The organism is Frigoribacterium sp. VKM Ac-2530 (genome assembly GCF_015350835.1).
Lineage (GTDB): Bacteria > Actinomycetota > Actinomycetes > Actinomycetales > Microbacteriaceae > Frigoribacterium.
The window spans coordinates 91,993-111,146 of the sequence record NZ_JADKSE010000002.1 but is presented as its reverse complement, the minus strand read 5'-3'; the positions used below and the strand labels follow the sequence as shown (position 1 = coordinate 111,146).

Sequence of the window (19,154 nt, the reverse complement as noted above, 5' to 3'; positions counted from 1 at the left end):
AGGGCGGGTGGTGGGCGACCCGCCCTCGGCCCGGAATGCCCGCCCTCGACGAACTCGGTCTGCCTCGATGATGCTCGTTCGTCGTGCGGGGCGTCCCGGACGCCCGCGCCCGCGGACCGCGACGGCCCGCCTCCCCGCCGGGGCGGGGGAGCGGGCCGCGAGCGGAGCCGAGGAGGCGCGGTGCCGGTCAGACGGCCGGCATGGCCCCCGCGATCGTGATGGTCGCACCCGAGGTGTAGCTCGACTCCGGGCTCACGAGGTGCACGTACGCCGCGGCGAGCTCGGCCGGCTGGCCGGGGCGGCCGAACGGCGCCTGGCCGCCGAACTCCGACACGGTCTCGGCGTCGTCCGAGCCGGGCTGCAGCGGCGTCCAGACCGGGCCGGGCGAGACCTGGTTGACGCGGATGCCCTTGGGCGCGAGCTGCTGCGCGAGGCCCGACGTGAAGACGCCGATGGCGCCCTTCGTCAGTGCGTAGTCGATCTTGTCCGGACTCGGCTGCGTGCCCTGGACCGAGCCGGTCGTCACGATCGACGAGCCGGGCTCGAGGTGCGGGATGACCGCCTGCGACAGCCAGAACAGCGAGTAGACGTTGGTCTTGATGGTCGAGTCGATGTCCTCGGTGGTGAGCGTGAGGATGTCGTCGTTGCTCTTCATCCGACCGGCGACCATGACGAGCGTGTCGAGCCCGCCGAGCTCCTCGACGGCCTTCGCGACGAGGTCCTTGCAGTACTGCTCGTCGGAGATGTCGCCGGGAACCAGGACGACGCGGCGGCCCTCGCCCTCGAGCAGGTCGCGCACCTCCTCGGCGTCGGTCTGCTCGCTGGGCAGGTAGCTCAGCACGAGGTCGGCGCCCTCGCGGCTGAGGGCGATGGCGGCGGCACGGCCGATGCCGGAGTCGCCGCCGGTGACGATGCCGCGGAAGCCGACGAGGCGCTCCTTGCCGACGTAGCTGGTCTCGCCGTGGTCGGGCTTCGGGTCCATCTTCCAGGCCTCGCCCGGCAGGGACTGCTCCTGCTTCGGGAACGGCGGCGCGGGGTACAGGTCGACCGGGTTCTTCTTGTCGTATTGGCTCATGTGCTCCACGGTGCACGCCGTGCGGGGGACGTGCCCGGCGTCTGTACCCGTCAGCCGGTCATTCGGAGCGCATGCGGAGGAACATGACCGTCATGCGATCGATCTGGAAGGGCGCGATCACGTTCGGGCTCGTCAACGTGCCCGTTAAGCTCTACAGCGCCACCGAGGACCACGACGTCTCGCTGCACCAGGTCCACGACGCGGACGGCGGTCGGATCCGGTACCAGCGCAAGTGCGAGATCTGCGGCAAGGTCGTCGACTACGAGCACATCGACAAGGCGTTCGACGACGGCGACCGCACCGTGGTGCTCACCGCGGACGACCTGAAGTCGCTGCCCGAGGAGCGCTCGCGCGAGATCGACGTGCTCGAGTTCGTGCCGAGCGACCAGCTCGACCCGCTGATGTTCGACCGCAGCTACTTCCTCGAGCCCGACTCCGCGTCGCCCAAGGCCTACGTGCTGCTGCGGCGCACGCTCGAGGAGACCGACCGCACGGCCATCGTGCACTTCTCGCTGCGGCAGAAGACCCGGCTCGCCGCGTTGCGCGTGCGCGGCGACGTGCTCGTGCTGCAGACGCTGCTCTGGGACGACGAGGTCCGCGAGGCGCGGTTCCCCGTGCTCGACGAGAAGGTGCGGATCAGCGGCAAGGAGCTCGACATGTCCGGCTCCCTGGTGGAGTCGCTCGGCGACGACTTCGACCCGTCGCAGTTCGGCGACGACTACCAGGAGGAGCTCCGCAAGCTCATCGACGCCAAGCTCGAGGAGGGCGAGTCGCTCGACACGGACGCGACGTTCGGCCGCTCGGGTGACGACGACGACGAGGACGGCGACGGATCCGGCGACGGCGAGGTGATCGACCTGATGGAGGCGCTCCGCCAGTCGGTGGAGCGCAGCCGGTCGGGCGCGAAGAAGGCCCCGGCGAAGAAGAAGTCCGCCGCGAAGAAGGAGCCGGCAGCCGAGAAGGAACCTGCCGCGAAGAAGTCCGCTGCGAAGAAGCCCGCAGCCGCGAAGAAGGCGCCCTCGGCGAAGAAGCCCACCGCCGCGAAGAAGCCCGCCGCGGAGAAGAAGGCGAGCTGAGGCCGCCCGCCCCGGCGAGATGCTCCGCGAGATCACCGGTCACGCGGCATCTCGGTCGGCCGATCAGCTGATCGGCCGACCGCGCGATCAGGCGACCTAGCGGCCGAACTCCCACTCGACGACCTCGGGCAGGTCCTCGCCGTGCTCGTACGCGTACGCCCGGGCCTCCTCGCGCTTGGCCTCGAACTCGGTCACGAGGTCGGGGTGCGCGTCGGCGAGACCCGGCACGCGGTGCAGCACGTCGAGCACCAGCCGGTACCGGTCGATGTCGTTCAGCATGGCCATGTCGAAGGGCGTGGTGGTCGTGCCCTTCTCCTGGAAGCCGCGCACGTGGATGCCGTCGTGGTTCGTGCGGCGGTACGTGAGCCGGTGCACGAGTGTCGGGTAGCCGTGGAAGTCGAAGATCACCGGCCGTGTCGTCGTGAACAGCGCGTCGAAGTCGTCGCTCGCGAGGCCGTGCGAGTGCTCGTCGGCGTCCTGCAGGCGCATCAGGTCGACGACGTTGACGACGCGCGTCACGAGGTCGGGGAGGCGCTGGCGGAGGATGTCCGCGGCGGCGACCGTCTCGAGGGTGGGCACGTCGCCCGCGCAGGCCAGCACGACGTCGGGGTCGACGCCGTCGACCGCCGTGCCCTCGGTGCCCGCCCACTCCCAGATGCCCGCGCCGGCGGCGACGTGCGCCTCCGCCTCGGGCAGGGAGAGCCAGGCCGGCGACTCCTGCTTGCCGGCGACGATCACGTTCACCGTGTCCGTGGTGCGCAGTGCGTGGTCGGCGACGGCGAGCAGAGTGTTCGCGTCGGGTGCCAGGTAGATCCGCACGAGGTGCGCCTGCTTGTTGACGACGACGTCGAGGAACCCCGGGTCCTGATGGGAGAAGCCGTTGTGGTCCTGGCGCCAGACGTGCGACGAGAGCAGGTAGGTGAACGACGAGATCGGCTCGCGCCAGGCGATGTCGTCGGCGCTCTCGAGCCACTTCGCGTGCTGGTTGAACATCGAGTCGACGATGTGCACGAAGGCCTCGTACGTGTTGAGCAGGCCGTGGCGACCGGTGAGCAGGTAGCCCTCCATCAGGCCCTGCAGCAGGTGCTCGCTCAGCACCTCCATCACGCGGCCGCTGTGGGCGACGTGCTCGTCCTCCTCGTCGATGCGGGCCGCCCAGACGCGGTCGGTCACGTCGAAGACGGGGTCGAGGCGGTTCGAGACGGTCTCGTCCGGGCCGAACAGCCGGAAGGTCGCCGGGTTGTCGCGCACGACGTCGGCGAGCCAGCGGCCGAGCACCCGGGTCGCCTCCGCCGTCGTGCGGCGGTCGTCGCTGGTCTCGACGGCGTGCGAGCGGTAGTCGGTCAGCGAGAGAGGGCGACGCACCAGCCCGCCGTTCGAGGCGGGGATCGCGCTCATCCGCTTCTCGCCGCGGGGGCGCAGCTCGTCGAGGAACGCGGCGGGCGCCCCGGTCTCGTCGAACAGCTCGTCGGCGCCGTACGAGCGCATCCAGGCGTCGAGCTGCTCGCGGTGCTCGTCGTTCTCGCGGACGCCGCTCAGCGGCACCTGGTGGGCCCGCCAGGTTCCCTCGACCTTCTTGCCGTCGACCACCTTCGGGCCCGTCCAGCCCTTGGGGGTGCGCAGGACGATCATCGGCCAGCGCGGGCGCTCGGTGCTCTCGCCCGAGCGCGCCTCCTGCTGGATCTGGTCGATGCGGCCGAAGGCCTCGTCGAGCGCGGCCGCCATCTGCGCGTGGACCACCATCGGGTCCTCGCCGTCGAAGCCGCCGGACACCACGATCGGCTGGTACCCGTAGCCGCGGAACAGCTCGAGCAGCTCGCCCTCGGGGATGCGGGCGAGGATCGTCGGGTTCGCGATCTTGTAGCCGTTGAGGTTGAGGATCGGCAGAACGGCGCCGTCGTGCACGGCGTCGAGCAGCTTGTTCGCGTGCCAGCTCGTCGCGAGGGGCCCGGTCTCGGCCTCGCCGTCGCCGATCACGCAGACGGCCACGAGGTCGGGGTCGTCGAGCACGGCGCCGTAGGCGTGGCTGAGCGAGTAGCCGAGCTCGCCGCCCTCGTTGATCGAGCCCGGCGTCTCGGGCGCCGCGTGCGACGGGATGCCGCCCGGGAACGAGAACTGCCGGAACAGCTCCTTCATGCCGTCACGGTCGAGCGGCACCTTCGGGAAGAGCTCGGAGTACGTGCGCTCGAGCCAGGTGTTCGCCACCATCGCCGGTCCGCCGTGCCCGGGGCCGCAGACGTAGAGCAGGTCGCGGTCGTCGCGGCGGATCACCCGGTTGAGGTGCGCGTAGACGAGGCTCAGCGCCGGCGACGTGCCCCAGTGGCCGAGCAGGCGGGGCTTGATGTCGTCCCGGGCGATCGGGCGCTCGAGCATCGCGTTGTCGCGCAGGTAGATCTGCCCGACCGTCAGGTAGTTGGCCGCACGCCACCAGGCGTCGACGAGCCGGAGGTCGTCGGGCGTCGCCGGGACGGCAGGGGCGGCAGGCGAGGAGGCGGCAGCGTCGGTCATCAGTTCTCCTGGCGGTCGTTCGCGTCGTCGTCGCCGTCGCGTCGGTCGTCCGGCTGGACGCCGAGCTCGGTGCGCATCTCGTCGATGGTGATGGCGGCGTTGACGAGGGCGAGGTGGCTGAGGCCCTGCGGCATGTTGCCGAGGAACTGCCCGTCGTCGGCGCTGATCATCTCGGTGAACAGCCCGACGTCGTTCGACTGCACGACGAGCTCGTCCATCAGGTCGACGGCCTCGTCGATGCGGCCGACGCAGGCCAGGGCGGAGGCGAGCCAGAAGGCGCAGGCGACGAAGGTGCCCTCCTCGGCGTCGACACCGCTGTAGCGGAAGACGAGCGGGCCGGCGCCGAGCTCGGCACGGATGGTGTCGATGGTGCGCGACATCCGCTCGCCGCGGTCGAAGCCGCTGGGCGCGTGCAGCAGCACCGAGGCGTCGAGGGCGTCGCTGTCGGGGTGCATGAGGTACGCGCCGCGCTCCTCCGACCAGCCGTGCTCGTCGATCCACTCGACGATGAGGTCGCGGTTCTTCTTCCAGTGCTCGAGGTCGTCGTCCGTGGGGTGCAGCTGGCCGATCTCGGCCAGGCCGAGCGCGGCGTCGATGGCCTGCCAGCAGCCCATCTTGCTGCTGACGTAGTGCTGCTCGTCGCCGAGCTCCCAGATGCCGCTGTCCTTCTCCTGCCAGCGACGGCACGCGTCGTCGGCGAAGCCGGTCAGCAGGTCTTGTGTGGAGGCGTCGAGCATGTTGCCGCCGTGGGCGTACTGGCTCATCACCGCGATGATGTCGGCGAAGACGCCGAGCTGCAGCTGACCGCCGGCGGGGTTGCCGGCGTACACCGGGCCGATGCCCCGCCAGCCCTCGGACTCCGTCTCGCGGGTCCCGCCGGGGACGCTGCCGTCGAGCTCGAGGAAGATGTGCATCTCGTGGCCGTTGGCCTTGAGCGCCGAGAGCAGCCACGACACGGCCGCGTGCGGCTCCTCGCGCAGCCCGAAGCGCAGCAGCGCGTTGACCGTGTAGGCGAGGTCGCGCACCCACGCGAAGCGGTAGTCCCAGTTCTTCTGCCCGGTGAAGTTCTCGGGCAGGGCGGTGGTCGCCGCGGCCGCGATTGCGCCGGTGGGGCTGTAGATGAGCAGCTTGAGGGCGAGCGCGCTGCGGTGCACGGCGTCGGCCCAGGGACCGTCCCAGCTGAACTCCGTCGACCAGCCCTCCCAGTTCTCGATGGTGCGGTCGATGCCCTGGTCGACGACGTGCGGGTCGGGCAGGTGCAGCGGCTCGTCCTCGGTGCCGCACAGGCAGATCAGCGACCGAGAGCCCGGCGACGTCGTGAACGTGCCCCGGAACTCGAGCGGCCCCTCCGCGTCGCCGTCGCCGGGCTCCGTGGGGTCGGTGCGGCCGTGCTCGAAGCCGACCAGCGCGAGGTTGATGTCCGCGGCGCGGAGCACGGGGCCGTGCACCGTGTCGACGCGGGTGACGGGATGCGTGCCGAAGGCGTTGCCCGGAACGACGGCCCAGCGCATCTCGACCGAGCCCTCGAGGCCGTCGACGCGACGCGCGAGCTCGCCCCAGGGGAGCCGGCCGGCCACGCCGGTCACGAGCGCGTCGGTGACCTCGACGCTGCCGGCGGAGGTGCGGAACCGGGTGCGCAGCACGTTCGTGCCGGGCACGTACGCGCGCTGGACCTCGAAGTCGTCGTCGACCGGCCGCAGCTCGACGCGGCCCCCGTCGGCGGAGTCGACGATGCCGGAGAAGACCGGGTCGCTCGGCATCGACGGGAACGGCAGCCAGTCGATCTGGCCGTCGCGCGCGATCAGCGCGACGGTGCGGCCGTCGCCGATCGCCCCGTACGAGCGCAGGGCGACGTAGCCGTCCTCCCGGGGGTCGGGCGCCGACCACGCGTCGTCATGGAAGTCGTCGGTGTCGGCGGGGGCGTTCTGGATGGTGTCGGTCACCCGTCCTACGGTGCTCTCCCGCGCCTCCTCGTGCTCGCCGCTGCCAGGGGTCTGTGCGGTACGGGAGGGCTCCGTACCCCTGGGGAGGAGGCGGCGGCCAGGCCGGACGCGTAGACGGGACGGATGACCGACACCGGCACGCCCCGTCCCCGCCTGTTCCTCGACGCCCGGGCGACGCTCGGCGAGAGCCCCGTCTGGGACGTCGACGCGCAGGAGCTCGTCTGGACGGACATCACGCCTGGGCTCCTGCACCGCACCTCGGCGGACGGCCTGCGCGACCGGTCCCTGCCCGTCGACCCGCCCCTCCCCAGCTTCCAGCGTCGTCGCGGCGGCGGTCTCGTCGCCGCCCTCGAGGACCAGGTCGTGCTGACGGACGACGACGGCGGCTCGTTGCAGGTGCTCGCGGCCGTCGAGCTCGCCAAGGAGGGCATGCGCCTGAACGAGGGCAAGTGCGACCCGTTCGGCGCGTTCGTCGTCGGGGCCCTCGACCCGGACGGCGCTCCCGTCGCCGGCCTGTGGCGCGTCGGGCCCGACGGCGTCGTCACGATGCTGCGCGACGACTTCACGACGACCAACGGCTTCGAGTGGAACGACGACGGCTCGGAGATCTACCTCACCGACACCGACCGGGAGACGATCTACCGCGCCTCGTGGGACGCCGACGGCAGGCTCGGCGAGCTCGTCCCCTTCTCGTCGGGCGGATCGCACGACGGCCTCGCCCGGGACGAGCTCGGCGAGTTCTGGGGCGCCGTCCACGGCGAGAGCGTCGTCGTGCACCTCGACCGCGACGGCGACGTCGTCGAGCGGATCGAGTTCCCTGTGCCGCTGCTCACCGGCATCGGCTTCGGCGGTGCCGACCTGCGCACCCTCTTCGTGCTGTCGGCGCGTGAGGGCCTCGACGACGACCAGCTCGCCGAGCACCCCCTCAGCGGCGGCGTGTTCGCGCTCGACCTCGACCGCGCCGGTCGGGCGCCGTTCCTGTTCGGCCCGCAGGCCTGACGGCCTGAGCGCCTGAGCGCCTGACGGCCTGAGCGCCCGACTCCGCAGGCCGCCCACGACGAAGGGCCCCGAGGAGGCGCGGTGCGCGTCCCCGGGGCCCTGCCGTCCGGTCTCGTCCCGGCTCAGATCCGCCCGACGAGCCCGTCGCGCGACACGTCCGTCCCCTCGGCCAGGACGGCGCGCGCGGCGTCGCGGGCGTCCTCGACGTTCCAGAGCAGGACGCCGACCACTGCGCCGTCCGACAGGTAGTACGCCACGGCCGACCCGTCGCCCTTGTCGTCGACCACGGTCTCGAGCGACGCGTCGAGCGTGCCGACCGCCTCGTACGAGATGTCGAAGACCTTCGAGTAGTAGTACGGCGTGTGCCCGTACCTCTCGTCGGCCCCGGCCATGATGCGCCCGACGAAGGCGCCCTGCTCCTTGGCGTTGTCGACGTGCTCGACGCGACGGCGGCCGAGGATGCGGTCCGGGTAGGAGGCGACGTCGCCGGCCGCGAAGACGTGCGGGTCCGAGGTGCGCAGCGAGGCGTCGACGACGATGCCGTCCTCGACCTCGAGACCGGCCGCCTCGGCCAGCTCGGTCGACGGCGTGATGCCGAGGCCGACGGCCACGGCGTCGGCCTCGAGCGACGAGCCGTCGTCGAGCGCGACCTGCACCCCGGCGTCCGAGGCCGAGCCGCCCTCGACGCGACGTCCCTTCGCCAGCGTGACGCCCGCCTCCTCGAAGGCCTCCTCGAAGCGCGTGGCGATCTCGGCCGGGAAGACCGAGCCGCCGAGTACGTCGTCGGGCGTGACGAGCGTCACGCGCGTGTCGTTCTGCACCAGCGCCGCGGCGAGCTCGGTGCCGATGTAGCTGCCGCCGACGACGACGGCCCGGCGTCCCTCGCCCGAGAGCTCGCGCAGCCGCCGGTAGTCGGCCGCGGTGCGGAAGTGCACGACGCGGTCGTCCTCGGGCAGGTCGAGCCGGGTCGGCGTGCCGCCGGTCGCCAGCAGGAGGCGCCCCCACGACACGGTCCGCCCGTCGTCGGTCGTCACGGTGCGGGCCTCGCGGTCGACGGCGGTGACCGAGGTGCGCAGGCGGATCTCGGCGCCCGACGCGTCGCGGGTGCCCAGGTCGTTGTCGGTCTCGGTGTACTCGGGGTCGATCCAGAGCTTCTTCGAGAGCGCGGGGCGCGTGTAGGGCTCGTCGACGTCGTCGCTGAGGATCAGGACGGTCGCCTCGGGGGCCGTCTCGTGGATCGCCTTCGCCGCGGCGTCGGCGGTCATTCCCCCGCCCACGACGACGTGGTCGAAGGAGTCGGAACCGGTGCTGGTGCTGGTGCTGTCGCTCATGTGGTGCCTCCAGGTCGTGGGAAGGGCACCGCACCGGAGGTCGCGTAGGGGATCTCCGGGGCGGTGCCCAGTCGGTGGTGCCCGCAGGGGCGGGCGGCGGGTCGCTAGTTGGCGACGGCTCCGACGCGGTCCTGGCCCTCGGCCATGGCGTCCTCGTCGCGTCCGCGCGTGTCCGCCGACGCGGCGTCCTGCTCGGGGTGGCGGTTCTCGGCGCCGGTCATCCAGGCGAGCTGCTCGAGGCGCTCGAGGATGCTGTGCAGCACGTCGGCCGTCGTCGGGTCCTCGTCGTCGACGTCGTCGTGCACGGTGCGCATGGTGTCGACGACGGCGTACATCCGGTCGACGATGAGGTCGACGACCGAGGTGGTCTCGACCGGGCCGGCGGGGAACTGCACGAGGCTGGTCTCGTTGGCGACCGTGTTCGAACGGCCGTCGGGCACGAGGTAGACGGCGCGCATGCGCTCGGCGACCTCGTCGCTGAACTCACGGGCTGCGTCGACGATCTCGTCGAGCTGCAGGTGCAGGTCGCGGAAGTTGCTGCCGAGCAGGTTCCAGTGAGCCTGCTTGCCCTGGATGTGGAGCTCGATGAGGTCGACGAGGACCTTCTGCATGGACTCGCGCAGGGCGGGGGATCCTTGGAACACGGGGACTCCTTCAGTCGTGGGGGCGTGCGGCCGTGGAGCCGCTGCGTCGCACCGGTCAGGGTGCGTCGTGGACGGTAGTCCCGTCCCGCCGGGCAGCGGTCCAGCTTCCGGGGGACACCCAGGTGAGGAGGCGCCGGTGCCGGCCGCGAGACCGGTTCTCGTCCGGAAACCGGTGGCGTGGTATCTTCTCGATCGCGACCGACCGGTCGCGATTCGACGGGCACCGGCGCCCGTCCGGCTCTGAGGGGGGCACATGAGCGAGGGATCGCAGGGCTTCGAGTCCGTCGAGGTGACGCGGCTGCGCCGCGAGATCGAGAGCGCCTGGGGCGCGTTCGACGACATCGACCAGATGGCGTGGGACCACCGGGTCCTCGTCGTCCGCTACGTGATCGGCGCGCTGCCCGACGCGGCCAGTGCCGCAGCCCGTGCCGGCCACGCCGGGCTGGCCCTCCGCCTCCTCGACGACGCGGCCCAGTTCCCGCCGCCGTGGGCGTCGATCTGCACGGGCTGGGTACGCGCGCTCGCCGCGTCCCGCGCCGCCGTCGAGTTCCGGGACGCCCCCGTCTGGGTCGACGACGAGCCCGCCGGCACGTCCCGGGCGCACAGCGTCGCCTGAGCACCTCGGCCTAGCGTCGGGGCCATGACCTCCGCACCGTCCCGGGGCCGTGGCCGCCGTCGCGTCGGCCTGGTCCGCTTCGCCGCGACCGTGGTGACCGACTACGCCTTCGTCTGGCGCGTGCACCTCGTGCCGCGGTCGGGCCGCGTCGTCCCCGCACGGTGGCGGCACGGCGACCGCGCCCCCGTGCTGCTGCTGCCCGGCGTCTACGAGACCTGGCGGCACCTCCGGGTGATCGGCGAGCGCCTGTCCGACCTCGGGCACCCGGTCGTCGTGGTGCCCGGCATGCGCCACAACCGGCAGCCGATCCCGGCGACCGCGGAGGCCGCGCAGCGGATCCTCGACGCGCACGACCTGCGCGGGGTCGTCGTGGTCGCCCACAGCAAGGGCGGACTCGTCGGCAAGTCGATGATGGTCGGCACCGACGTCGAGCGTCGCATCGACCGGATGGTGGCGATCAACAGCCCGTTCTCGGGCACGCGCTGGTCGCGCGTGCTGCCGAACCCTGCTCTGCGGGCGTTCTCGCCGAGCGACGCCGCGCTGCTGCAGCTCGCCGAGCAGCGCGAGGCGAACGCGCGGGTCACCTCGATGGCGTCGCGCTTCGACGCGCACGTCACCGAGGGCAGCGTCCTGCCGGGGGCCGTCAACGTGACGTTCCCCGTCGACGGGCACTTCCGGCCCCTGGGGAACCCCGGGTGCGTCGACATGGTCGTGGCCGCGGTCGAGGGCGGCGAGCTCGGCTCCGACGGCGACGCCCTCAGCGCCGGGGACTCAGCGCCCTGACCGTCTCGCGCGGCCGCTCGACGTGGGCGAAGTGCCCGCAGCCGACGAGCACGGTCGTCCGCGCCCCCGGCAGCAGGTCCCGCAGCCGCACCAGGTCGTCCGGCTGCGCGAACGCGTCCTCCGCCCCGGCGACGACCGCGACGGGGCAGGTGATCCTCGCCCACGTGCCGGTGTCGTAGCCCACGCCCGACTCGACCGCGGCGACGAAGGCCCGCGGCCGGATCTCGGCCACGAACGCCTCGAGCACGGACCGGGGCACGCGGCGCACGTGCCGGAACACGGGAGCGGAGAGGGCGCGCAGCAGCCCGACCCTGGCTGCGCCGGCGAGCAGGGGGCCGGAGGCGCGGGGCAGCACCCGGAACACCACGCGCAGCAGCACGAGGGCCGGCACCGTCCGCAGCCCGCGCCACGGCCGCGACGCGGCCTCGAGCGCGGAGAACGTCGTGGGGGAGACGAGCCCGAGCGACCGGACCGGACCCGGCGTCTGGGCGGCGACGTGCAGCGCGACCAGGGCGCCGAGCGAGTGGCCGACGAGGTCGAAGCGGTCGAGCCCGCAGGCGTCGGCCACGGCGCGGACGACCCGGGACGCCGCGTGCACGTCGAGGGCGACGGCGGGCGCCGGGCTGGCGCCCCAGCCCGGCAGGTCGATCAGCACGAGCGGGCCGGCGAGGGCCGCCGGGGCGTCCGCGCCGGCTTCGTGAACGGCACGGCGGAGCGGCAGCCACGTCGTCCACGAGCCGGCCGCCCCGTGCAGCATCACCGTCGCGGAGGCGCGGGCCGCGTCGCCGGCCGGGCCCGCGTCGCCGAGCACGGCCGAGCGGTGCAGCACGACGCGGCCGTCGGCGGTGTCGACGACGTCCTCGACCAGGTCGCGCGCCTCCTCGGGGTCGAGCCCGAAGGGCGCGTACGCGTCGCCGGGGGCCGCGCTGACGTCGCCGGTCACTCGTCGATGATCTCTTCGCGCACCCGGCGGATGTCCTCGAGCAGCGAGCCGATCAGCACCCAGTGCTCCGGGTCGGGGCGGAGCACCCGCACCGGCGCCGTGAGGGCGGGGGCCTCGGGCCAGGCGTCGGGGCTCGTGCCGGCGTCTCCGGCGTCGAGCACCGGGCGCTCACCGTCGAGCGGGGGCTGTCCGCGCAGGCGGCGCTCGTCCGGCGACGGCCCCGAGGAGGCGGGGGCCGAGCCTGCCTCGGCCTCGCGTCCCCGGAGCCGCAGGTCGTGTGCCGCCCGGTGCAGCTCCTCCGCGATCTGGCCCACGGCCGGGTCGTCCACGAGCTCGACGTCGTAGTTGTCGTGCACGGAGCGGGTCATGCCGACGGCTCGGTGGACGAGCGCGGTCAGCCGGACGAGCAGGGCGGCGTCCGCCTCGAGCACGGTCCGCTGCCGGCTCGCGCGCGGGTTGAGCATGAGGCTCTCCTCGCCCGCGGCGACCGCGGCGGCGGCCTTCGCCTGGAGGTCGCGCAGGCCTCGCGCCTGCACGAGCACGGCGCCGAGGCGCTCGCGGTCGCTCGGCGTCGAGAGCACGGCGCCGAGCTCGTCGAGCACCGCCGCGAGGTCGCGGGTGAGGCGTCCGACGGCCAGGTGGGCGGGCGCGAGCAGCACCGGGGGGACCACGAGCGCGTTGATCGCCAGGGCCACCACGGCGCCGATGACGGTCTCGAGCACCCGGTCGAGCGCGTAGTCGGGGGTCTGCGCCCCGATCGCGAGCACGAGCATCGCCGAGATCGGCACCTGGTTCGCGCTGCTCGGCGTGAGGCGGAGCGCCCACGAGACGAGCAGGCTGACGACGACGATGCCGAGCACGATCCAGGTGGAGGCGCCGAACAGCTGGCCTGCCGCGAACGCGATGAGCACGCCCGCGACCACGCCGACGCTCCGCTCGAGCCCGCGCACGAGCGACTGGTTGACGCTCGGCAGGACGACGAGCAGCGCGGCGATCGCGGCGAAGATCGGCAGGGGCTGCTGCAGCAGCGCGACCGACGCGAACCAGGCGACGACGACCGCGGCGGACGTCTTGGCGACCTGGAGCAGAGGGGTGCGCCGCGTCTGACGGATGCGCGAGACGAGGTGCACGCTCCCGAGGATACCGTCGCGCCCGCATCACGATCGGGTAACCGTGCCGCGCCGTCGGCCCGCGGTGGCGGCCTCCGACGGGTTTACTGAACGCGTGTGGCCGAACTCAGCAGAGGTGCTCCCCGCGGCCTTCGCCGGCTCGGGGCTCACCGTCGTCGCCTTCCGGCCCCACTCGGTCGAGCCCTCCGGGCACGGGTTCCTCTACGGCTACGAGGTCGACACGGTCGACGAGGCGGGCACCTCCGACACGGTCCTGACCTTCATCGACACGGACGTGTCGACCGCGGACGCGACGAGCGTCCTCACCACCGACCCGTCGACGGGGCAGCAGCTCGCCGTCTGGGCCTACCCGGCCGACCCGCTCCTCCCCGCCCTCGCCGGCGTCACCTACCCCGACCGCGTCACGGAGTCGCTGGCCGCGCTCGGCATCGTGGTCACCTCGCCGACCCTCAGCGTCGCCGCGTACCGGCCGGGCAAGAGGGCGGTCATCCGGCTCGACTCGCCCGAGACGACCGTCTTCGTGAAGGTCGTCCGCCCCGACCGCGTCGCCCCGATCGTCGCCCAGCACGAGGCGTTCCGAGCGCAGGGCCTCCCGGTGCCCCGCGTGCTCGCGTCGCGGCCCGACGGGCTCCTCGTGCTCGAGCGCGTCCCCGGCGTGCCGGCGGGGCAGCGGGTCGCCGACCTCGCCGACGAGCCGCGCTTCGTGCGGCAGATCGTCGACCTCGGCCGGCTCGTCGCCGGCGTGCACATCACGAACCGGGCCCAGTCGGACGCCCTCGACCACGCGGAGTGGCACCGCGGCACGCTGTCGACGGCCCTGCCGCAGCGTGCGCCCGAGATCCACGCCCTGTACGGCGAGATCGAGCGTCGGCGGTCGTCCTGGACGGGCGACGCCCTCGCCGTCATCCACGGCGACCTCCACCTCGAGCAGCTCTTCGTCGACCCGGAGCGGCCCTGGCACGTCACCGGCCTGCTCGACATCGACACCGCCGGGCTCGGTCACCCGGCCCGCGACGCCGCGGCCCTGGTCGCGCACCTCGTCGTCACGGGGCAGTGGCACCGCGGCAACGGCGACGAGGCCGAGGCCCGCGCGTGCGAGCGGCTCGCGGACGAGCTCTCCCGCACCTGGGCGCGCGCGGTGCCGGAGCTCGCCGACCGCCTCGCGCCGGCGGTCGCGGCCCAGCTGCTGGCCCACGCGGGAGGCCAGGCGACTCTCGGCACGGACACCGGGCGGCGCAAGGCGGAGCAGCTGCTCGGCGCCGCGGCCGGGGCCCTCGGCGGCTGGCCGGCCCCCGCCGCCCGCGACACGGCGGCGCCCGGTGGCGTCGCGGGTGCGTGAGCGCGTAAAGTAGGGCGCAGCACCGTCCGTGTCGTCGTCCGACGCGGTGGGTCCGACACGATCGGCGGCGGCTCGTCCGCCTCTCCGGTCTGTGTGGGCCAGGTCTGCACGGGCCCGGTGACGTGTCGCCGGCACCGCGCCTCCTCCGCACCTCGCGTCTGAGGCTGGTTCCGTCCGTCCGTGCCTTCCCGCCGTCCGACCCGAAGTCGTCCGGCCGTGTCTCGTCTCGCCCCGGTGCCCGCACCGCGGCGGTCCGTCGCGTCGGGGCAGGCGAGGGCCGGGGCAGACGAGGGCCGGGGCCGGCCCCCGGGCCGGAGCGCCGCACCGCAGCACCACCCGTCGTCGCTCGACGACACAGCATCGTCGACCGTCGCGTCGACCACGAGGAGGAGCCTTGGCTCGACCAGGCCAGCGTCAGCAGGGCGGCACCCGCACCGCCCCCCAGAAGCACCGCCGCCGCGAGGTGGACAACGACGGGCTCATCCCCGTCCTCGCCCGGGCCGTGCGCGAGGTGGAGGCCGCTGCCCAGCGCGGGCAGGTGAAGCCCTCCAGCCGCACGAAGTTCCAGGTCATCGCGCTGCTGATGCGCGAGGAGCGCGCCCGCGTCAAGGTCGACAAGGCGATCAGCGACTCCGAGCGCGCCGAGCAGATGAAGCGCCTCGACGGCGTCGCCCAGATCCTCGCGAAGACCGCCGCCCGCGACACGTCGCTCATCGCGCTGCTCGGCGAGGACGCGGTCGTGTCCGAGAGCGCCAAGGCACTCAAGCGCGACATGCAGATGTCCGCGGGCATGGAGCTCGCGCCCGAGGAGCAGGTCGTCGTGCGCGAGGCCGCGCCGGTCGCGCCCGCCTCCGAGCGCCAGGTGGTGCCGCAGTCGGTCGTCTCGCGTCAGCTCGCCAACCCGTTCCTGCCGCCGGACTTCTCGCTCGCCGAGGTCACCCGCGAGGTGCACCCGGTGCGCCTCGCCAACTGGGAGCTGTTCGGCCCGCTCTTCAAGTCGTTCGAGTACGGCGCCGGCGGCGGGTCCGCGTGCATGCCGCTCCCCGAGCCGACCACCGTCGACGCCCCGGCCGGCGCGACGCTCATGCACCACCAGGCGCAGCTCGTCGAGTCCGCCCGCCAGGGCCACCGCACCTACCTGCTCGCCGACGAGCCCGGCCTCGGCAAGACGGCCCAGTCGCTGCTCGCCGCGCAGGCGGCCGGCGCCTACCCGCTGCTCGTCGTCGTGCCCAACGTCGTCAAGACCAACTGGGCCCGCGAGGTCCAGCTCTGGACGCCGACCCGCACGGCCACGGTGATCCACGGCGACGGCGACACCCTCGACGCCTTCGCCGACGTGGTGATCGTCAACTACGAGGTGCTCGACCGCCACGTCGGCTGGCTCGGCGACCTCGGCTTCAAGGGCATGATCGTCGACGAGGCGCACTTCATCAAGAACAAGGAGTCTCAGCGGTCGCGGCACGTGCTGCAGCTGTCGGAGCGCATCCGCTCGCGCACGGCGCACCCGCTGCTGATGGCGCTCACCGGCACGCCGCTGATCAACGACATCGAAGATTTCCGGGCGATCTGGGAGTTCCTCGGCTGGATCGGCGACAAGAAGCCCGCCGCCGAGCTGATGGAACAGCTCGAGGAGGCGGGCCTCACGCCGGCCGATCCCGGCTTCTTCTCGTCCGCGCGCGAGATCGTCATCGACCTCGGCATCGTCCGACGCCGCAAGGTCGACGTCGCCGCCGACATCCCGGCCCGCCGCATCGCCGACCTGCCCGTCGAGCTCGACGACGAGGCCGGCCGCTCGATCCGCGAGGCCGAGCGCGAGCTTGCCCGCCGTCTCGTGTCCCGGTACCGGTCCGCGCTCGCGGCCCGCACCTCCGGCGTCCGGGTCGAGGGGATCGACCACGACCTGGTGCGCCAGGTCGCCAAGTGGGAGCTCGAGGACACGACCACCGCGAAGAACGGCGAGAACGTCTTCAGCATGGTGCGCCGCATCGGCCAGGCCAAGGCCGGGCTCGCCGCGGACTACACGGCCCAGCTCGCCCGCAACGTCGGCAAGGTCGTCTTCTTCGCCAAGCACATCGACGTCATGGACGTCGCCGAGCAGACCTTCGCGAAGCGCGGCATCAAGTACTCGTCGATCCGCGGCGACCAGACGCCGGCCGTGCGCCAACGCCAGATCGACGCGTTCGTGAACGATCCTGAGGTCGAGGTCGTCGTCTGCTCGCTCACGGCGGCCGGCGTCGGGCTCAACCTGCAGGTCGCGTCGAACGTCGTGCTCGCCGAGCTGTCGTGGACGGACGCCGAGCAGACGCAGGCGATCGACCGCGTGCACCGCATCGGCCAGGAAGAACCCGTCACCGCCTGGCGCGTCATCGCCGCCCAGACGATCGACACGAAGATCGCCGAGCTGATCGACAGCAAGGCGGGCCTCGCGGCGCGTGCCCTCGACGGCGACGACAGCGAGGTGGTCGACTCGACCGACATCCAGCTCAGCGCGCTCGTCGCCCTCCTCACGGAGGCCCTCGCCGAGTAGCCCACCTGCCGCCCTGCCCCGACGCTGCCGCCCGCCCCGCCGCTGCTGCTCTTGCCCGGCGGTATCGCACACCCTTCGTGCACTGCACCGCATCTAGAAGCGGTGCAGTGCACGAAGCGCGGTGCAGCGCGTGCGGCGGTGATCGCCGAGCGTCGCTACGTGGTGCGTTGCACGAACGCAGGTGCGCTGAGGCCCGCGTGACACCGCACCGCGTCTCGTGCACTGCACCGCGTCTAGTCCGGGTGCAGTGCACGATTCTCGGTGCAACGGGACCCAAGGGTCATCCAGACCGGTCAAGTCGACGGAAGCCGATGCGCTCGGGCACGAGGCCGCTCCGTTCCAGGGCGGCAGCGATGCCCTCTGGGCGGGAGAAGTCGGCCCAGACCGTGCGGACCACGCCCTGTACCTCGGGCAGTGCGCGCAGCCGGTCCTCGCGGAGCTTCTCGCGCACGACGACGTCCTCGACGCTGAGACCGCCGCGGTACTCGGCAGCGCGGTACTTCTTCAGGCCGTCGAACTCGTCCAGCACGCCAGCACGGTCCCACCAGAAGTCGCCGTAGCCGATCAGGCCGTCTCCGTCGGTGAACGGGTGCTGGAGCTCGGGTGAGGGGAACCCGAGACCTTCGAGGGTCACCCTGAGCACGGACTCGCCAGCCGACTCCGCCAGGGGGGGAGGCGAAGGTGCCGGCCCAGGAGGCGCGGATCGCGCCCCTGACGCGGTCGCGTCGGTCGAGGGCGGTCCAGTAGTCGTCCCGCGTGCACAGCTTCGTGCGGAGGCTGTGGTCGAGTGCTGCCACGGCCTGGCTCCGGGACGACGACAGCGCGACGTCGACGAGGGTGCGGGCCGGGCTCGTCACGAGGATCTCGTCGAGCACCAGCACGTCCTCGTCGCCGAGCGGGGCCGCGTACTTCGTCAGGTGCCGTCCGGTGTGCGTGCGCTCCCTCGCAGGGTCCGTCGCGGTGACCGACTGGGGTTCTCGACCGACGAGGGGCATGCCCCACACCGCCGCGGCGGACACGTGAGAGACGACGACGTCGGTCTCGAGCCTGTTCAGGACGGCGACGGCACGGAGGACCACGCGGTCCTCGGGGCTGAGCGGCGCCCAGTCCGCCGCGCGGACGTAGCGGCCAGGCGCGACGCGCACGAGCTCGCCGCGGGCGTTCGCCCGGCGCTCGGCGGGGTCGTCGTGACGGGACCGGATCAGCAGGCCGGAGGCGCGGGAGGGGAGCACGCGGCGAGTGTGGCGTCCTCCGGCCGGCGCCAGCGCCTCCTCGGGTCGGGCCTGTGGACGGAGAGCGAGTGCGGGGCGACGGGGGAGGGACGCCTCCCAGGAGGCGGGAGTTGGGTCGGGTGACCACCACACGCACGCACCCGAAGGAGCACCCCATGCCCGAGATCCAGGGCTACGCCCACGTCGCCATCACCGTGTCCGACCTCGACGCGAGCCTCGCGTTCTACGAGTCGCTGCTCGGGGCACCCCCCGTGGGCCAGATCGTGCTCGACGGGCTCGACCGTCGCCTCTTCTCGGTCGGCAACGGCCAGATCCTCGGCGTGACCGCCTACACCGCCGGCAAGGCGGTGCCCTTCGACCCGACCGTGCCCGGCCTCGACCACATCGGCTTCGCCGTGGCCGACCGCGACGCCGTCGTCGCCTGGCAGGAGCACGCCGCGTCGGTCGGCATCGAGTCCGACCTCGAGGACCCCGACTTCGGCACCACCCTGATGGTCAAGGACCCCGACGGCAACCAGATCGAGTTCTTCGCGGCCGCACCGCAGAGCTGACGCGACCCGGCGCACGCGAACGCCCCGCGCCTCCCGAGGGAGGAGCGGGGCGTTCTCGCGTCGCAGGCGCCCGCGACAGATCGCAGGCGCCCGTGAGCGCCGACGGGCGTCAGCCGGGCACTAGAGCCCGAGCTTCGCCTTCACGTCGGCGAGCGACGGGTTCGTCGCGGTCGAGCCGTCGGGGAAGATCACGGTCGGCACCGTCTGGTTGCCGCCGTTGACGCTCTCGACGATCTCGGCGGTGCCCGCGACCTCCTCGATGTTGACCTCGGTGAAGCCGATGCCCTGCTTGCCCAGCTGCTGCTTGAGGCGGGCGCAGTAGCCGCACCACGACGTGCTGAACATCGTGATGGAGCCGGCTTCGGGGACGTAGGAGGTGGCGGTGTCGGTCATGGCCTCAGGCTATGCCCGGTCGGCGGTGAGGGACGGGGGAGTTGGCTGGGAGACACGACAGCAG

Annotated in this window: 16 protein-coding genes; 7 read left to right on the top strand and 9 right to left on the bottom strand. The window is 72.9% G+C overall.

The window, feature by feature from the left end; all coding sequences use genetic code 11:
* Positions 1-187: 187 nt before the first annotated feature.
* Positions 188-1,075: an SDR family oxidoreductase gene (locus ITJ48_RS09430; protein WP_192169855.1), complete on the bottom strand. Its 888-nt coding sequence runs from the start codon at positions 1,073-1,075 to the stop codon at positions 188-190.
* 92 nt (positions 1,076-1,167) lie between these two features.
* Between ITJ48_RS09430 and ITJ48_RS09425 the strand changes: the two genes are divergently transcribed.
* Positions 1,168-2,151, top strand: a complete 984-nt coding sequence (locus ITJ48_RS09425) for a Ku protein (RefSeq protein ID WP_194614399.1) — start codon at positions 1,168-1,170, stop codon at positions 2,149-2,151.
* A gap of 96 nt (positions 2,152-2,247) precedes the next feature.
* Here ITJ48_RS09425 and ITJ48_RS09420 read toward each other — a convergent pair whose 3' ends face one another.
* Together ITJ48_RS09420 and ITJ48_RS09415 are read right to left on the bottom strand one after the other, a co-directional pair.
* Positions 2,248-4,659, bottom strand: coding sequence for a phosphoketolase (locus ITJ48_RS09420; RefSeq protein WP_194613489.1), 2,412 nt, complete (start codon positions 4,657-4,659; stop codon positions 2,248-2,250).
* Positions 4,659-6,602: a glycoside hydrolase family 15 protein gene (locus tag ITJ48_RS09415; RefSeq protein ID WP_370544861.1), complete on the bottom strand. Its 1,944-nt coding sequence runs from the start codon at positions 6,600-6,602 to the stop codon at positions 4,659-4,661. Before ITJ48_RS09415 ends, ITJ48_RS09420 begins: the two co-directional genes overlap by 1 nt.
* A gap of 123 nt (positions 6,603-6,725) precedes the next feature.
* On the opposite strand from ITJ48_RS09415, the gene ITJ48_RS09410 reads away from it, so the two are divergent.
* A complete protein-coding gene (locus ITJ48_RS09410; RefSeq protein ID WP_194613488.1) occupies positions 6,726-7,601 on the top strand; it encodes an SMP-30/gluconolactonase/LRE family protein in 876 nt (291 codons plus the stop codon).
* 122 nt (positions 7,602-7,723) lie between these two features.
* On the opposite strand, the gene ITJ48_RS09405 is transcribed toward ITJ48_RS09410, so the two are convergent.
* Positions 7,724-8,932: an NAD(P)/FAD-dependent oxidoreductase gene (locus tag ITJ48_RS09405; RefSeq protein WP_194613487.1), complete on the bottom strand. Its 1,209-nt coding sequence runs from the start codon at positions 8,930-8,932 to the stop codon at positions 7,724-7,726.
* Between the two features lie 104 nt (positions 8,933-9,036).
* Positions 9,037-9,543 carry a Dps family protein gene (locus ITJ48_RS09400; protein ID WP_192041463.1) on the bottom strand — a complete coding sequence of 169 codons (507 nt, stop codon included), beginning with the start codon at positions 9,541-9,543 and terminating at the stop codon, positions 9,037-9,039.
* A 286-nt stretch (positions 9,544-9,829) separates the two neighbouring features.
* On the opposite strand from ITJ48_RS09400, the gene ITJ48_RS09395 reads away from it, so the two are divergent.
* On the top strand, positions 9,830-10,192 hold the full coding sequence (locus ITJ48_RS09395) for a hypothetical protein (protein WP_194613486.1): 363 nt from the start codon (positions 9,830-9,832) through the stop codon (positions 10,190-10,192).
* A gap of 24 nt (positions 10,193-10,216) precedes the next feature.
* Positions 10,217-10,975, top strand: a complete 759-nt coding sequence (locus ITJ48_RS09390) for a triacylglycerol lipase (protein WP_194613485.1) — start codon at positions 10,217-10,219, stop codon at positions 10,973-10,975.
* Here the strand turns inward: ITJ48_RS09390 and ITJ48_RS09385 are convergent.
* Positions 10,950-11,918: an alpha/beta fold hydrolase gene (locus ITJ48_RS09385; protein WP_194613484.1), complete on the bottom strand. Its 969-nt coding sequence runs from the start codon at positions 11,916-11,918 to the stop codon at positions 10,950-10,952. The genes ITJ48_RS09390 and ITJ48_RS09385 overlap by 26 nt on opposite strands.
* Complete coding sequence (locus ITJ48_RS09380; protein ID WP_194613483.1) at positions 11,915-13,048, bottom strand: FUSC family protein; 1,134 nt, start codon at positions 13,046-13,048, stop codon at positions 11,915-11,917. Before ITJ48_RS09380 ends, ITJ48_RS09385 begins: the two co-directional genes overlap by 4 nt.
* Positions 13,049-13,142: 94 nt before the next feature.
* Here ITJ48_RS09380 and ITJ48_RS09375 point away from each other — a divergent pair, with 94 nt between their 5' ends.
* A complete protein-coding gene (locus ITJ48_RS09375; RefSeq protein ID WP_194613482.1) occupies positions 13,143-14,387 on the top strand; it encodes an aminoglycoside phosphotransferase family protein in 1,245 nt (414 codons plus the stop codon).
* A 394-nt stretch (positions 14,388-14,781) separates the two neighbouring features.
* A complete protein-coding gene (locus tag ITJ48_RS09370; RefSeq protein WP_194613481.1) occupies positions 14,782-16,914 on the top strand; it encodes a DEAD/DEAH box helicase in 2,133 nt (710 codons plus the stop codon).
* Between the two features lie 280 nt (positions 16,915-17,194).
* Here ITJ48_RS09370 and ITJ48_RS09365 read toward each other — a convergent pair whose 3' ends face one another.
* Positions 17,195-17,548, bottom strand: coding sequence for a hypothetical protein (locus tag ITJ48_RS09365; RefSeq protein WP_194613480.1), 354 nt, complete (start codon positions 17,546-17,548; stop codon positions 17,195-17,197).
* A 753-nt stretch (positions 17,549-18,301) separates the two neighbouring features.
* On the opposite strand from ITJ48_RS09365, the gene ITJ48_RS09360 reads away from it, so the two are divergent.
* Positions 18,302-18,697, top strand: a complete 396-nt coding sequence (locus ITJ48_RS09360) for a VOC family protein (protein WP_194613479.1) — start codon at positions 18,302-18,304, stop codon at positions 18,695-18,697.
* 120 nt (positions 18,698-18,817) lie between these two features.
* On the opposite strand, the gene ITJ48_RS09355 is transcribed toward ITJ48_RS09360, so the two are convergent.
* Positions 18,818-19,090: a mycoredoxin gene (locus tag ITJ48_RS09355; protein ID WP_123548654.1), complete on the bottom strand. Its 273-nt coding sequence runs from the start codon at positions 19,088-19,090 to the stop codon at positions 18,818-18,820.
* Positions 19,091-19,154 lie beyond the last annotated feature (64 nt).